Source organism: Bradyrhizobium sp. SZCCHNS3016 (genome assembly GCF_032484535.1).
GTDB lineage: Bacteria > Pseudomonadota > Alphaproteobacteria > Rhizobiales > Xanthobacteraceae > Bradyrhizobium.
The window spans coordinates 143,397-156,912 of record NZ_JAUETE010000009.1 but is presented as its reverse complement, the minus strand read 5'-3'; the positions used below and the strand labels follow the sequence as shown (position 1 = coordinate 156,912).

The following is a 13,516-nucleotide window of genomic DNA, read 5'->3' as shown; positions in this document are numbered from 1 at the left end:
GATGAGCACCCCCATGAACAATCTCGGCATCGTCAAGACGAAGATCACCCGCGCCGACAAGGCCGCGGTGGAGAAGCTGTCGAAATTCGGCGTCGCCACCATCCACGAGGCGATGGGCCGCGTCGGCCTGATGCAGTGCTACATGCGTCCGATCTATCCGACCGCGAAGATGTGCGGCACCGCCGTGACCGTGCTGCTGCAGCCGGGCGACAACTGGATGCTGCATGTCGCCGCCGAGCAGATCCAGCCCGGCGACGTTGTCGTCGCCGCCTGCACGGTCGAGAACACCGACGGCTTCTTCGGCGATCTCCTGGCCACCAGTTTTCGCGCCCGCGGCGCCCAGGGCCTCGTCATCGACGGCGGCGTCCGCGACGTCGCTGATCTGACCGAGATGCAATTCCCGGTGTTCTCGCGCGCAATTTCCGCACGGGGAACGGTGAAAGCCACGCTCGGCTCGGTCAACATCCCGATCGTCTGCGCGGGCGTTGCCGTGAATCCTGGCGACGTGATCGTCGCCGATGTCGATGGCATCGTCGTGGTACCGGCCGCGGTCGCGCACCAGGCCGCTGAAGCCGCCGCCGCGCGCGAGGCCAATGAGTCCGACAAGCGCGAGAAGCTGGCGTCCGGCGTGCTCGGACTCGACATGTACAAGATGCGCGAGCCCTTGGCGAAGGCCGGGCTCAAATACATCGATTGAGCGACGATGACTGTGGCGTCCAACCAGTGGCGTGTCGGGCTGATCGGCTACGGCGAGGTCGGCAAGATCCTCGCCGAGGATCTGCGCAAGGACGGCGTGCGCGTCAGCGCCTACGACGTGAAGTTGGCTGACGCTAGGGGCGACGCGATGCGCAGCCACGCCGCTGAAATCGGCGTGACGCTCGCAGCCTCGCATGCCGAATTGGCGGCGCAGGCCGACTTCATTGTCTCCGCGGTCACCGCGAGCCAGGACGTGGCGGTGGCGCAGGCCTGTGCTGCCACGATCAAGCCGGGCGCCTGGTTCCTCGACTTCAACTCGGCCTCGCCCGGCGCCAAGCAGCGCGCCGCCGCGCTGATCGACGGCGCCGGCGGACGTTACGTCGAGGGCGCTGTCATGACCTCGGTGCCGCCCTATCGCATCAAGGTGCCGCTGCTGCTCGGCGGCGCCGGCGCGCGCGAGCTGGCGCCGCTGCTCAACGACCTCGGCTTTGCCGCGAAGTTCGCCAGCGACAAACTTGGTGTCGCCTCGGCCACCAAGATGTGCCGCAGCATCATGATCAAGGGCCTCGAGGCGATGGTGATCGAGAGCTTCACCACCGCGCGCGCCTATGGCGTCGAGGATGCCGTACTGGCCTCGCTGAAGGAGACCTTTCCCGGCATCGACTGGGAGAAGCAGGGCGCCTATTTCTTTCAGCGCGTGATCGAGCATGGCCGCCGCCGCGCCGAGGAGGTAAGGGAGGTCGCCGAGACCGTGCGCGACATCGGCCTGACGCCGTGGTCGGCGGAAGGCACGGCCGAGCGCCAGGCCTGGGTCGCCGATCTCGCCGATGACGGCCTGTTCGGAACCCGCGGAACGAAGGACTTCGCGCGCAGCCCCGACTGGCGCACCGAAGCCGATCGCATTCTCAACAAGATCAAGTCCAAGGAGTAGGGAACCTCATGGAGTTCCAGAAGACCCCGGGATGGCTCGACTGGTACGATGGCCCGTCGAAGCCGCGCTTCAAGGTGCCGGCCGGCAGCGTCGATGCGCATTGCCATGTGTTCGGCCCCGGCGCCGAATTCCCCTACGCGCCCGAGCGCAAGTACACCCCCTGCGACGCCTCCAAGCAGCAGCTCTATGCGCTGCGCGACCATCTCGGCTTTTCCCGCAACGTTGTCGTGCAGGCGACGTGTCACGGCGCCGACAACCGCGCCATGGTCGATGCGCTCGTGCATTCCAACGGCAAGGCGCGCGGCGTCGCCACCGTGAAACGCAGCGTCACCGACGCCGACCTGAAGGCGATGCACGACGCCGGCGTGCGCGGCGTCCGCTTCAACTTCGTCAAGCGCCTCGTCGACTTCACGCCCAAGGACGAACTGATCGAGATCGCCAACCGCATCAGCAAGCTCGGCTGGCATGTCGTGATCTATTTCGAAGCCGTCGATCTGCCGGAGTTGTGGGACTTCTTCACGTCCTTGCCGACCACCGTCGTCGTCGACCACATGGGCCGCCCCGACGTGACCAAGCCGGTTGACGGTCCGGAGTTCGAGCTGTTCGTGAAGTTCATGCGCGAGCACCAGAATGTCTGGTCCAAGGTGAGCTGCCCGGAGCGTCTGTCGGTCAAGGGGCCGCCGGCGCTGAATGGCGAGCAGAACGCCTATCGCGACGTGATCCCGTTCGCCAGGCGCATCGTCGAGACCTTCCCGGATCGCGTGCTGTGGGGCACCGACTGGCCGCATCCGAATCTGAAGGACCACATGCCCGACGATGGCCTCCTGGTCGATTTCATTCCGCATATCGCTGTCACCGCGGAGTTGCAGCACAAGCTCCTGGTCGACAATCCGATGCGGCTCTACTGGCCGGACGAATCCTGAAGGAGAGAAGCGATGTCGCTCGACAAACCCTATACCGACGTTCCCGGCACGACCATCTTCGACGCGGACATGTCGCGGATGGGCTATCATCTCAATCAGTTCTGCATGTCGCTGATGAAGGCGGAGAACCGCGCCCGCTTCAAGGCCAACGAGCGTGCCTATCTCGACGAATGGCCGATGAGCGAGGAGCAGAAGCAGGCCGTGCTCGACCGCGACCTGAACCGCTGCATCGCGCTCGGCGGCAACATCTACTTCCTCGCCAAGATCGGCGCGACCGACGGCAAGAGCTTTCAGCAGATGGCCGGCAGCATGACCGGCATGACTGAAGAACAATATCGCGACATGATGGTGAAGGGTGGCCGCTCGGTCGAGGGCAACCGCTACACCGGGGAGAAGAAGTAAATGGCCCATATCTCCGCAAGCGTATTCACCTCGCACGTGCCGGCGATCGGCGCGGCGCTTGACCTTGGCAAGACCGGCGAGGACTATTGGAAGCCGGTGTTCGCCGGCTACGACTTCGCCAAGCAGTGGGAGAAGGAGCAGAAGCCCGACGTCGTGTTCCTGGTCTTCAACGATCACGCGACCGCCTTCAGCCTGGACATGATTCCAACGTTCGCGATCGGCACCGCCGCCGAATATCAGCCGGCCGACGAGGGCTGGGGCCCGCGCCCGGTGCCGAAGGTGATCGGGCATCCGAAGCTCGCCGCGCACATCGCGCAGTCGGTGATCCAGGACGATTTCGATCTCACCATCGTCAATAAGATGGACGTCGACCACGGCCTCACCGTGCCGCTTAGCCTGGTGTTCGGCCAGGTCGACGCCTGGCCGTGCCCGGTGATCCCGTTCGCGGTCAACGTCGTGCAATATCCGGTGCCGTCGGGCCGCCGCTGCTTCATGCTCGGCAAGGCGATCCGCAAGGCGATCGAGAGCTATGACGAGCCGCTCAACGTGCAGATATGGGGCACTGGCGGCATGAGCCATCAGCTGCAGGGCCCGCGCGCTGGCCTGATCAATCGCGAATGGGACAACATGTTCCTGGACAAGCTGATCAACGATCCCGAAGGCCTGTCCAAGGTGCCGCACATCGAATACGTGCGCGAGGCCGGCAGCGAGGGAATCGAGCTCGTGATGTGGCTCATCGCACGCGGCGCCATGAGCGACGTCAACGAAACCAAGAAGGGCAACGCGCCGACCGTGCGTCACCGCTTCTACCATGTGCCGGCCAGCAACACCGCCGTCGGCCATCTGATCCTGGAGAACAACTAAATGGCCAAAGACGGCTCTAAGACCATCAAGGTCGCGCTCGCCGGCGCCGGCGCCTTCGGCATCAAGCATCTCGACGGCATCAAGAACATCGACGGCGTCGAGGTGGTGTCGCTGGTCGGGCGGCGCTTCGACCAGACCAAGGAAGTCGCCGACAAATACGGCATCAAGCACGTCTCGACCGAACTCGCCGACAGCCTGAAGCTGCCGGAGGTTGACGCCGTCATTCTCTGCACGCCGACCCAAATGCATGCGGCGCAGGCGATCGACTGCCTCAAGGCCGGCAAGCATGTCCAGGTCGAGATCCCGCTCGCCGACTCGCTGAAGGACGCGCAGCAGGTGGTGGAGCTGCAGAAGGAGACCAGGCTGGTCGCGATGTGCGGCCACACCCGCCGCTTCAATCCCAGCCACCAGTTCGTGCACAAGAAGATCAAGGCCGGCGAATTCCACATCCAGCAGATGGATGTGCAGACCTACTTCTTCCGCCGCACCAACATGAACGCGCTGGGCCAGCCGCGCAGCTGGACCGACCATCTGCTGTGGCACCATGCCGCCCACACCGTCGACCTGTTCGCCTATCAGGCGGGCTCGCCGATCGTGAAGGCCAATGCGATCCAGGGGCCGATCCACCCGACGCTCGGCATCGCGATGGACATGTCGATCCAGCTGAAGGCCGCCAATGGCGCGATCTGCACCTTGTCGCTGTCGTTCAACAATGACGGCCCGCTCGGCACCTTCTTCCGCTACATCGGCGACACCGGCACCTATATCGCCCGCTACGACGATTTGGTGAACGGCAAGGAAGAGAAGATCGACGTCTCCAAGGTCGACGTCTCCATGAACGGCATCGAGCTGCAGGACCGCGAGTTCTTCGCCGCCATTCGCGAGGGCCGCGAGCCCAACGCCTCCGTGGCCCAGGTGCTGCCCTGCTACCAGGTGCTGCACGATCTCGACGAGCAACTCGCCAAGGGCTGATACTTCTTCCCTCCTCGCGCGCGTTGCGCGTGAGGAGGTTTCTACCATGGCGCTGATCTACGGCGCCTTGGATGGCTTCAATTTCGGCAGCGTCGCCACGATCTTCTGCTTGCCATCGACGATCTCGGCCAGGAAGCTCTCCCGGTCGATGTCGCCGTTCTGGTCCCAGCTTGCCTCCATCAGCATGCCCGGCGCCTTGTCCGGCGTCAGCGTCAGCCCTTTCATGGTGGCGCCGAAGGCGTGGCCGTCAAACTTGCCGATCATCTCGGTGACGTATTTGACGAGATAGACCGCGGTATAGCCCTTGATGCCGTTATGGTCGGGCCAGTAGTGGTAGCGCTCGTTGAACTTCTTCGCAAAGGCCTGGATGGCTGGGACCGGCGCATCCGCGCTCAGGCCGACATGGCCGCGCACGCCGTTGGCGGCGGGGCCTGCGAGCTCCACGACCTTCTGGCTGAGCAGCGTCGTCTCTCCGAACAGCGGCACCGACAATCCCTGACGTTTGGCCTCGATCAGGAAACGCGCGCTTTCTTCCTCGTTGGTGTAGACGAAGATCGCGTCGGCCTTGACGTTCTTCAGCTTGATGACGTCGGAGCCGAAATCGACCTGGCCCTGTTCGGTCGAGATGTCCGACACCACCTCGATGCCGCGCGCCTTCATCTCCTTGACAAAGCTGTCGCGGCCGCCTCTGCCGAAATCGTTATTCACCCAGACCACCGCGACGGACTTCACGTTCAGCTGGTCATGCAGATAGTTGGCGATCTTCGGCATGCTGAACTGCTGGCCGAAGGCGGTGCGGAAGATCCAGGGATTGCCCTGCGTGGTGATGTCGGCCGCCTCGGCGCCGACGATCTGCGGCACCTCCGCCTGCTGCGTCAGCGCCATGTTGACCTTGACCGAGCCGGAATAGATCGGGCCCAGCACGACATAGGGCTCGCGGTCGAGCACCTTCTGCACCTGAGCCCGGGAGACGCCGGGATTGCTCTGGGTGTCGAGGTGCTCGGTCGCGATCTTGCGGCCGAGAATGCCCCCGGCATTGTTGATCTCGTCGACCGCCAGGGCGACGCCATCGCGCCAGTTCGTGCCCGACACGGCTCCGGGGCCGGACAGCTCGACGACATCGGGAATGTAGACGGTGTTCTCTGCCCAGGCCAAACCCGCCCACAGTGACATGGCGGCCGCCAAGCCGCTCAATCTTCCCAGATGCCTCATGACGTCCTCCCGATTTGTTTTTTACTTATGATGACGAACTCGCCGGTCCCTCTGCAAAGCCCAGCAGCCGCGACGGCGTTCGCCATAGCAGCCGGTGCTGATCGTCCGGGTCCGGAAAGATCTCGGTGATGCCGGCCAGCAGCGGCCCGTAGTCGAGGCGTTCCGGTGCGCGCAGGAACGGCCAGTCGGAGCCCCACACGCAACGGTCGAGCGTGAAAGCCTCGACCAGCGCGGCGATGAAGGGCCATGCGTCGGCGTAGGGATAGGGCTGGCGCGCGAATTTGTAGTAGCCGGATAGCTTCACATGTGCGTCGCGGTCGCGGCCAAGCGCGAGCAGGGCCTGGAAGGATGGGCGTTGCAGCCCATGCTCCACGGCAGGCCGGCCGCAATGATCGAACACGAGACGGACCTTCGACCGCTCGATGAGGGGCAGCAGGTCGAGCAACTGATCCTGCTCGACCTGGACCTGCAGAAACAGGTCAAGGTCGGTCAGCTTGTCCAGCAGCGGCGCGGCATCACGGCAATAGTCGGTGCCATGAAACGGTACGTTGAAGGCGATGCCGATGACGCCTGCGGCCTTCAACCGCTCCAATTCCCTGACGTCGACGTCCTTCTCGACGACCGCGACGCCCTTGAACCTGCCATCTCCGAGCCTCAGCGTATCGAGCAGGATGCGGCTGTCGGAGCCATAGCCGGAGTTGGTCGCGACGATCAGCGCGTGCCGGACGTCGAAGACGTCGAGCACGCGAATGAGATGTGCGGCAGGCGCGATCTCCTGGCCGGTCGGACGATAGGGCGTGTCCGGCGCGTAGGGAAAGCGCGCGGGATCGATGGCGTGGATGTGGCAATCGATCCTGGGGCCTGCCGGAAGTGCCATGGTCGAGCCCTCTCTGACCGACGTTCAGAACGTCGCCTGAATCGCCTTGATCAGTTCGGGCGTGACGTCGGGCAGCACCCCGAACCAGGCCTGGAAGGCGAGGCGGGCCTGGTTGAGCAGCAGGCCGAGCCCGTTCACCGTCGTGCAGCCGCGGGCGCGAGCGTCCGTGAGGAAGGGCGTCTCCAGCGGGGTGTAGATCAGGTCTGCCACGAGCGTCTTGGCTGAGAGCCGCCCCAGATCGATCTCCAGCGCCGGCTTACCGATCATGCCGCGATCGGTGCTGTTGATCAGCAGCGCGATGTCGGCCACCGCCGCCGAGCGGTCGTCCCACACCACCGTGCTGATCGCCGACCCGAACTCGGCCGCAATGGCCTGCGCCTTCTCGGCGGTGCGGTTGCTGATGCGGATGTCGCGGGCGCCGTTCTCCAGCAGCGCCACCACCACCGCGCGCGCAGCGCCGCCGGCGCCGAGCAAGAGAATAGGACCTTCGTCAGTACGCCAGTCCGGCCTGGCGTCGCGCAGGCTCTGGACAAAGCCGTTGCCGTCATTGTTGAAGCCGCTCAGCGTGCCATCCGCTTCGACCACGATCGTGTTCACGGCGCCGATGCGTCGTGCGGTGTCGTTGACCCGGTGCAGCAGCGGCATCGCCGTCTGCTTGTGCGGCATGGTGACGTTGCAGCCGCGAAAGCCGAGTGCCACCAGTCCTGCGAGCGCATCCTTCAGCCGCTCCGGCTGAACCGCGAGCGGGACGTAGGCGCCGCGCAGGCCGTGCGCATTGAGCCAGAAATTGTGGATCGTGGGCGAGCGGGAATGAGCGACGGGCATGCCGATGACGCCAGCCAATCCGAATCCATTCGCTTGCGACATGCTCCGCGATGACCTCCCTTTTCAGATATCGACCTGTTCCGGCCAATGTGAAACCGTCTTATGAGCGATGACGCGCACAGGCAATTGAAACATTCGGTCACAAATCCTTGTCGCAATGCAGCGCATCATGGCTCAATGTCCAGTTCATGGGCGTCGTCGCGTGACCCGCCCCCTGGGCAAAGCCAGGGGTGATTTCTATGATTGCGCAAGTCTGCGTCGACGACCGTCCGCCGGACACAAAGGATCGCCATTGACTGTCCAATCTCCGCCACCCGTGGCAACAGAAACCTTCACCGACGCCGCTGCCGCGGTGGCCCGGCTCGAAGAGATCTACGAGCGCAATACCGCCTTCCTGCGCGGTCATTTCGAGGCCTATGCCAACGGCGTCGTGCCGGCGACGCGGATCCGCGCTACCTATCCGTTCGTGCGCCTGACGACGGCGAGCCATGCCAGGCTCGACTCGCGCCTCGCCTACGGCTTCGTTGCGGGTCCTGGTGCGCACGAGACCAGCGTGACGCGGCCGGATCTGTTCCGGTCGTACCTGACCCAGCAGATCCGCCTGCTGATCGAAAACCACGGCGTGCCGGTCGAGATCGGCGAGTCGGCCGAGCCGATCCCGGTGCATTTCGCCTACCGCCGCGACATCAACATCGAGACGGCGCTGCCGCACCACGAGAGCCCGCTAGTGACGCGCTCCTTGCGCGACGTGTTCGACGTGCCGGATCTGTCGACCATGGACGACGCCATCGCCGACGGCACGCTCGAGCTGACGCCGGGCATGCCGGAGCCGCTGTCGCTGTTTCGCGCCGCGCGCGTCGACTACTCGCTGCGCCGTCTCTATCACTACACCGGGACCGATCCCGACCACTTCCAGAACTTCGTGATCTTCACGAACTACCAGTTCTACGTCGATGCCTTCGCGGATTGGGGCCGTCAGCAGCTCGCGGCGGGGCAGGGCGTCGCCGAGACGTTCGTCGAGCCGGGCAACGTCATCACGCGCAATGCGCGGCTCGGCGGCGGCACCACCGGCACGGCGCCGGCGCGCACGCCGCAGATGCCGGCCTTTCACCTGGTCGAGCCCGGGCACCAGGGCATTACCCTGATCAACATCGGCACCGGGCCCTCGAACGCACGCAACGTCACCGACCACATCGCCGTGCTGCGGCCGCATGCGTGGCTGATGGTCGGCCATTGTGCGGGTCTTCGCAACACGCAGCGGCTCGGCGACTATGTGCTGGCGCACGGCTATGTCCGAGAGGATCATGTGCTGGACCAGGAGCTGCCACCCTGGGTGCCGATCCCGGCGCTTGCGGAGGTGCAGGTCGCACTGGAAGAGGCCGTCGAGGCGGTCACCGGCTTTTCCGGTTTCGAGCTGAAGCGGCTGATGCGCACCGGCACCGTCGCCAGCGTCGACAATCGCAACTGGGAAATCAGCGGTCCGGCGGTGATCCGGCGGCTGTCGCAATCGCGCGCCATCGCGCTCGACATGGAGTCGGCAACGATCGCGGCCAATGGCTATCGCTTCCGCGTGCCTTACGGCACGTTGCTCTGCGTGTCCGACAAGCCGCTGCATGGCGAGATCAAGCTCGCCGGCATGGCGGGCGACTTCTACCGGCAGCGCGTCGGCCAGCATCTCCAGATCGGGCTGAAGGCGCTGGAGCTCCTGAAGCACCAGGAGTCGGAGCGGCTGCATTCGCGCAAGCTGCGCAGCTTCGCCGAAGTCGCATTTCAATAGCGGCCCGTGGCCGCCTGGGATCAGCGGCCCCGGCGCCCGTCGAACGCCTGACGCGCCTGCTCGACCTCCGGCATCTTGGCGATGGTCCAGGCATAGAGCGCGCGGAACGGTGGCTGCAGGGTACGGCCGAGCGGCGTGATCTCGTACTGAACCGCGACAGGCGAGTCCGCGATCACCTCGCGGGCGAGGAGGCCGTTCCGCTCGAGCCGGCGCAGGCATTGCGTCAGCGCCTTCTGGGTGACGCCCTCGAGTTGCTTTTTGATCGCGTTGAAGCGCAGCGGTCCGGAGTCGAGCACCGCCAACACCATCATCGACCATTTGTCGGCGATCTGGTCGATCAGCACCCGGCTCGGGCATTCCGACGAGAAGTGCTGCGGCTTGCAGCGGAGCGGGGCGGTCTCTGATGTCGACGTGGCGGTCACGACAGCGGTTTCCTCGGATATACCTGAGCGACTTTGGGTGCCTGATTGACTTCAGGTTTACGAAGTATACTGGAGCGGTTCCGAACGCAATGGAGCCCCCTGAATGTCCGATCTCGATACCAGCGTGCTGTTTCGTCCCTTCCGCCTGAAGACGCTGGAGCTGAAGAACCGCATCGTCATGGCGCCGATGACCCGCAATGCGGCGCCGAACGGCATTCCCGGCGAGGCCAACGCCGCTTATTACCGCCGCCGCGCCGAAGGTGGCGTGGGGCTGATCCTCACCGAGGGCACGGTCGTCAACCGCCCGGCCTCGCGCAACGAGCCCAATATTCCCTTCTTCCACGGCGATGCCGCGCTGGCCGGCTGGCAGAACGTCGCCACGGCCGTGCACGCCGCCGGCGGCCGCATCGCGCCACAGATCTGGCACACAGGCTCGACCAGGGGCATGAGCCGCTGGGAGCCCGATGCGCCGGTCGAGAGCCCGTCCGGGCTGGTTGCGCCGGGCAAGCCGCGCGGCAACGCGATGAGCGAGAACGACATTGCCGACACCGTTGCCGCATTCGCGCAAGCCGCGGCCGATGCCAAGCGGGTCGGCTTCGATACCGTCGAGATCCACGGTGCGCACGGCTATCTGATCGATGAGTTCTTCTGGTCCGGCACCAACAAGCGCGAGGACCGCTACGGCGGCGCCACCATCAAGGAGCGCTCGCGCTTCGCCGGCGAGGTCGTCGCCGCGATCCGCAAGGCGGTGGGTCCCGATTTCCCGATCATCCTGCGCGTCAGCCAGTGGAAGCAGCAGGACTATGCGGCGCGCCTCGCCGAGACGCCGGCGTTGATGGCCGACTGGCTGCAGCCGCTGGTCGCTGCCGGCGTCGACATCCTGCACTGTTCGCAGCGCCGTTTCTGGGAGCCGGAATTCCCGGACGTGGACGGCGAGAAAGGCCTGAACTTTGCCGGCTGGGCCAAGAAGATCACGGGGGCTGCAACCATCAGCGTCGGCTCGGTCGGCCTGTCCGATGAATTCTTCTCGGCGTTTGCCGGCAAGCCGTCGACGACGGCCGATCTCGACGCGCTGCTGGAGCGCATGGCCAAGGAGGAGTTCGACCTCATTGCGGTCGGCCGCGCGCTGATCAGCGATGCCGAATGGGTCGCCAAGATCAAGTCCGGCGACAAGGCGGGCCTGAAGGGCTTCAGCGCGGCGGATCTCGGCGCGCTGGTTTGAGCTCTTGTCGACCCGTTGGTGCCCCTCGCCCGGCGCAAGCGGGGCGAGAGGGCGTAACGTCAGCGAGGCGCGAGCTCGAGCCTGCCATCCCGTCCTTGCGACGGACTAATGCACCGTCAGCTCGAGATACATCGGGCTGCGGAAGGTCGAGGACGGCATCCAGGGTAATTGCTCCTGGGTGCGGCGATAGTCCGGCACGACCTTGTGCAGCTCGTCGAACGCGATCCTGATCGCCATGCGCGCGATCGCCGAGCCCAGACAGGCGTGCACGCCGCCGCCGAAACCGAGATGGCCGCGCGGTTTCCGCGTGATGTCGTAGACATCCGGATTGGGAAACTGCCGCTCGTCGCGATTGGCGGAGCCGTAGGCGAGGCAGACGAAATCGCCCTCGCGCATGGTCTGGCCGTGCAGGGTGACGTCCTTCTGCAGGCAGCGGCGGAAGCGCTGCGCCGAGGTGTTGAAGCGCAGCGACTCTTCCACGGCGTCCGCCATCAGGTCGGGATTGGCGACGACGGCCCGGCGCGCCTCCGCGTGATCGGCGAGATTGTAAGCCAGCATCGTCATGAAACCGCCGAGCGACTCGATGCCGGCCATGATCAGCGTTGTCGTCGTCAGCAGCACCTCGCGCTCGTCGAGCTTGTCGCCGTCGATCTCGGCCATGCTGAAATGCGAGATCAGGTCGTTCTGCGGCCGCGCGCGGCGCTCCGCGATGATGCCGGCTGCATAGTCCTGCATCCAGTTGTAGGCTGCGATGTGCTGCGGTCCCTTGGCGCGGCTCACCGGATCGCTCTGCACCATCAGCACCGCCTTGTCGCGCACGGTCTGCTCGTCGCCGAGCGGCAGGCCGAGCGCGGCGAACAGCACGCGCACAGTGAATTTCGAGGAGAACGCCTCGATGAAGTCGAACCGGTCCTGGCCGCGCAGTGCCTCGGCGCAGTCGCGCGCGATGTCGCGGATCGGGCCTGACAGGCTCTCCAGATTGCGCTTCATGAACGCGTGCTGGACGAGGCCACGCAGCCGGTCGTGGCGCGGCGGATCGGTGGTGCCGAGCGTCGCGCCGGCGCGGTTCGGCAGCTCGGTCATCAGGTTGCCCTTGGCCGACGAATAAGTCTGCCAGTTCGTGCCGGCCGCCGCCACATCGGCATAGCGCGACAGGATCCACACCTGCGCCTGTTGGCTCCAGAAGCAGGGGTGCTCGTCGCGCAGCGTCTTGTAGAACGGAAACGGGTCGGCATCGACCGCAGGCGAATACGGGTCGAACGCGAACATGTTGGGCCTCCTCTCCATTGAGTGTGGTCGTTGTTGTTCTTTTCACTGATCTAGCCGAGCCGTGGCCGCGGCGTGAGACACGAAAGCCGGCCAAGACTTGTACTTTTCCGACATTCAGGTTAGCTCTCGCTCATGCCCCGCTTTCGCACCAAGCCGTCGATCCCGGCCTTCGCGCTGTACGGCGAAGCGTCGGCCGCGCAGCCGGACATGCTGCATGTTGAGCCGATCCAGGTGCGCAGCAAGCTGTATCGCTGGGAGATCGAAGCGCATACACACCATGGCCTGCACCAGATCCTCTGGGTCGCCTCCGGTCCGGCCGAGATCGCCTTGGACGAAAGCCGCGAACGCTGCACCGGCCCGGTCGCCGTGATCATTCCGCCCGGCGTGGTCCATGCCTTCCGCTTCTCGCGCGACACCGACGGCTATGTGCTGACGTTCAATCCGCGGGCGGTGGTGGAGGGCGATGTGCCGGCGACCGGCGAGGCGCTGCGCGACCTGTTCGCAACCGCGCAGATCCTGCATCTCGATGCGCAGGCGGTCGCGACGCGACGCATTGGCGCGCTGTTCGTCGACCTCGCCGATGAGTTCGCCGCGGCAGATTCCGCGGCATCGCCAGTGCCGCACTGGCTCGGGCGCTCGATCGTGTGGCGGCTGGCGCAGCAGAGCGCGCGGCAGTCGCAAGGCGCGCGGCGCGGCAGCGGGCATGCGGCGCTGTTCACCCGCTTCATCGTGCTGGTCGAGGCGCATCACCGCGATCACTGGTCGGTGGCGCGCTACGCCGACGAGCTCGGCATGACGCCGGAGCGGCTCAATCGGTTGACGCGGGCCGAGACCGGTCAGTCCGCGCTCGACATCGTGCATGCGCGTCTGGCGCGCGAGGCGTGCCGGCGGCTCACCTATATTGCGGCGCCGGTGTCGAAGCTGGCGTTCGAGCTCGGTTTCAAGGACCCGGCCTATTTCTGCCGCTTCTTCAAGCGGCACACCGGGGCGAGCCCGCGCGACTATCGCCGTGCGATGGGGGTGGGGGACGGCGCGGCGCCGCCGTAAGGGTGATCGGCGCCGCCCGATACCACCTTCGCATTCGTTTTGCATCGCGGCATGGTGTCGGAAAAGTGCAAGAGAAT

The 13,516-nt window shown here is 65.4% G+C and carries 14 protein-coding genes; 9 read left to right on the top strand and 5 right to left on the bottom strand.

Annotation, left to right across the window (positions count from 1 at the left end):
* Position 1: 1 nt before the first annotated feature.
* The 6 genes from ligK to QW881_RS18575 are packed head-to-tail and all read left to right on the top strand — an operon-like array spanning position 2 to position 4,788.
* Positions 2-697 carry a 4-carboxy-4-hydroxy-2-oxoadipate aldolase/oxaloacetate decarboxylase gene (gene ligK / locus QW881_RS18600; protein WP_315757976.1) on the top strand — a complete coding sequence of 232 codons (696 nt, stop codon included), beginning with the start codon at positions 2-4 and terminating at the stop codon, positions 695-697.
* Positions 698-703: 6 nt separating this feature from the next.
* Positions 704-1,627, top strand: a complete 924-nt coding sequence (locus QW881_RS18595; RefSeq protein ID WP_315757975.1) for an NAD(P)-dependent oxidoreductase — start codon at positions 704-706, stop codon at positions 1,625-1,627.
* An 8-nt stretch (positions 1,628-1,635) separates the two neighbouring features.
* Positions 1,636-2,550, top strand: a complete 915-nt coding sequence (locus QW881_RS18590; protein ID WP_315757974.1) for an amidohydrolase family protein — start codon at positions 1,636-1,638, stop codon at positions 2,548-2,550.
* Positions 2,551-2,562: 12 nt separating this feature from the next.
* Complete coding sequence (ligA, locus tag QW881_RS18585) at positions 2,563-2,952, top strand: protocatechuate 4,5-dioxygenase subunit alpha (RefSeq protein ID WP_315757973.1); 390 nt, start codon at positions 2,563-2,565, stop codon at positions 2,950-2,952.
* Complete coding sequence (locus tag QW881_RS18580; RefSeq protein WP_315757972.1) at positions 2,953-3,816, top strand: class III extradiol dioxygenase subunit beta; 864 nt, start codon at positions 2,953-2,955, stop codon at positions 3,814-3,816. It begins immediately after the preceding gene.
* Positions 3,817-4,788, top strand: a complete 972-nt coding sequence (locus QW881_RS18575; RefSeq protein WP_315757971.1) for a Gfo/Idh/MocA family oxidoreductase — start codon at positions 3,817-3,819, stop codon at positions 4,786-4,788.
* Between the two features lie 57 nt (positions 4,789-4,845).
* Here QW881_RS18575 and QW881_RS18570 read toward each other — a convergent pair whose 3' ends face one another.
* Genes QW881_RS18570 through QW881_RS18560 form a run of 3 tightly spaced genes read right to left on the bottom strand, consistent with a single transcriptional unit; the run spans position 4,846 to position 7,744 of the window.
* The gene (locus tag QW881_RS18570) at positions 4,846-6,000 is read right to left on the bottom strand and encodes an ABC transporter substrate-binding protein (protein WP_315757970.1); all 1,155 of its coding nucleotides are present in this window, start codon (positions 5,998-6,000) and stop codon (positions 4,846-4,848) included.
* Between the two features lie 25 nt (positions 6,001-6,025).
* The gene (locus QW881_RS18565) at positions 6,026-6,877 is read right to left on the bottom strand and encodes an amidohydrolase family protein (protein WP_315757969.1); all 852 of its coding nucleotides are present in this window, start codon (positions 6,875-6,877) and stop codon (positions 6,026-6,028) included.
* A 24-nt stretch (positions 6,878-6,901) separates the two neighbouring features.
* Entirely contained in the window at positions 6,902-7,744 is an 843-nt protein-coding gene (locus QW881_RS18560) for a shikimate dehydrogenase (protein ID WP_315757968.1), read from the bottom strand.
* A 250-nt stretch (positions 7,745-7,994) separates the two neighbouring features.
* Between QW881_RS18560 and QW881_RS18555 the strand changes: the two genes are divergently transcribed.
* Positions 7,995-9,479 (top strand): AMP nucleosidase, encoded by a 1,485-nt coding sequence (locus QW881_RS18555; protein WP_315757967.1) that lies wholly within the window; start codon positions 7,995-7,997, stop codon positions 9,477-9,479.
* A 20-nt stretch (positions 9,480-9,499) separates the two neighbouring features.
* Here the strand turns inward: QW881_RS18555 and QW881_RS18550 are convergent, their stop codons facing one another.
* Positions 9,500-9,823, bottom strand: a complete 324-nt coding sequence (locus QW881_RS18550; protein ID WP_315758083.1) for a helix-turn-helix domain-containing protein — start codon at positions 9,821-9,823, stop codon at positions 9,500-9,502.
* 181 nt (positions 9,824-10,004) lie between these two features.
* On the opposite strand from QW881_RS18550, the gene QW881_RS18545 reads away from it, so the two are divergent.
* Positions 10,005-11,123: an NADH:flavin oxidoreductase gene (locus QW881_RS18545; RefSeq protein WP_316158992.1), complete on the top strand. Its 1,119-nt coding sequence runs from the start codon at positions 10,005-10,007 to the stop codon at positions 11,121-11,123.
* 105 nt (positions 11,124-11,228) lie between these two features.
* On the opposite strand, the gene QW881_RS18540 is transcribed toward QW881_RS18545, so the two are convergent.
* Positions 11,229-12,392, bottom strand: coding sequence for a cytochrome P450 (locus QW881_RS18540; RefSeq protein ID WP_315757965.1), 1,164 nt, complete (start codon positions 12,390-12,392; stop codon positions 11,229-11,231).
* A 132-nt stretch (positions 12,393-12,524) separates the two neighbouring features.
* Between QW881_RS18540 and QW881_RS18535 the strand changes: the two genes are divergently transcribed.
* Positions 12,525-13,439: a helix-turn-helix domain-containing protein gene (locus QW881_RS18535; protein WP_316158993.1), complete on the top strand. Its 915-nt coding sequence runs from the start codon at positions 12,525-12,527 to the stop codon at positions 13,437-13,439.
* Positions 13,440-13,516 lie beyond the last annotated feature (77 nt).

What these genes read in the sequence shown, in the direction of transcription:
- QW881_RS18595 (WP_315757975.1), top strand. Translation starts at nt 704, where the DNA reads ATGACTGTGGCGTCCAACCAGTGGCGTGTCGGGCTGATCGGCTACGGC.
- ligK (WP_315757976.1), top strand. Translation starts at nt 2, where the DNA reads ATGAGCACCCCCATGAACAATCTCGGCATCGTCAAGACGAAGATCACC.
- QW881_RS18545 (WP_316158992.1), top strand. Translation starts at nt 10,005, where the DNA reads ATGTCCGATCTCGATACCAGCGTGCTGTTTCGTCCCTTCCGCCTGAAG.
- QW881_RS18535 (WP_316158993.1), top strand. Translation starts at nt 12,525, where the DNA reads ATGCCCCGCTTTCGCACCAAGCCGTCGATCCCGGCCTTCGCGCTGTAC.
- QW881_RS18580 (WP_315757972.1), top strand. Translation starts at nt 2,953, where the DNA reads ATGGCCCATATCTCCGCAAGCGTATTCACCTCGCACGTGCCGGCGATC.
- QW881_RS18570 (WP_315757970.1), bottom strand. Translation starts at nt 6,000, where the DNA reads ATGAGGCATCTGGGAAGATTGAGCGGCTTGGCGGCCGCCATGTCACTG.
- QW881_RS18575 (WP_315757971.1), top strand. Translation starts at nt 3,817, where the DNA reads ATGGCCAAAGACGGCTCTAAGACCATCAAGGTCGCGCTCGCCGGCGCC.
- QW881_RS18560 (WP_315757968.1), bottom strand. Translation starts at nt 7,744, where the DNA reads ATGTCGCAAGCGAATGGATTCGGATTGGCTGGCGTCATCGGCATGCCC.
- QW881_RS18540 (WP_315757965.1), bottom strand. Translation starts at nt 12,392, where the DNA reads ATGTTCGCGTTCGACCCGTATTCGCCTGCGGTCGATGCCGACCCGTTT.
- QW881_RS18565 (WP_315757969.1), bottom strand. Translation starts at nt 6,877, where the DNA reads ATGGCACTTCCGGCAGGCCCCAGGATCGATTGCCACATCCACGCCATC.
- ligA (WP_315757973.1), top strand. Translation starts at nt 2,563, where the DNA reads ATGTCGCTCGACAAACCCTATACCGACGTTCCCGGCACGACCATCTTC.
- QW881_RS18590 (WP_315757974.1), top strand. Translation starts at nt 1,636, where the DNA reads ATGGAGTTCCAGAAGACCCCGGGATGGCTCGACTGGTACGATGGCCCG.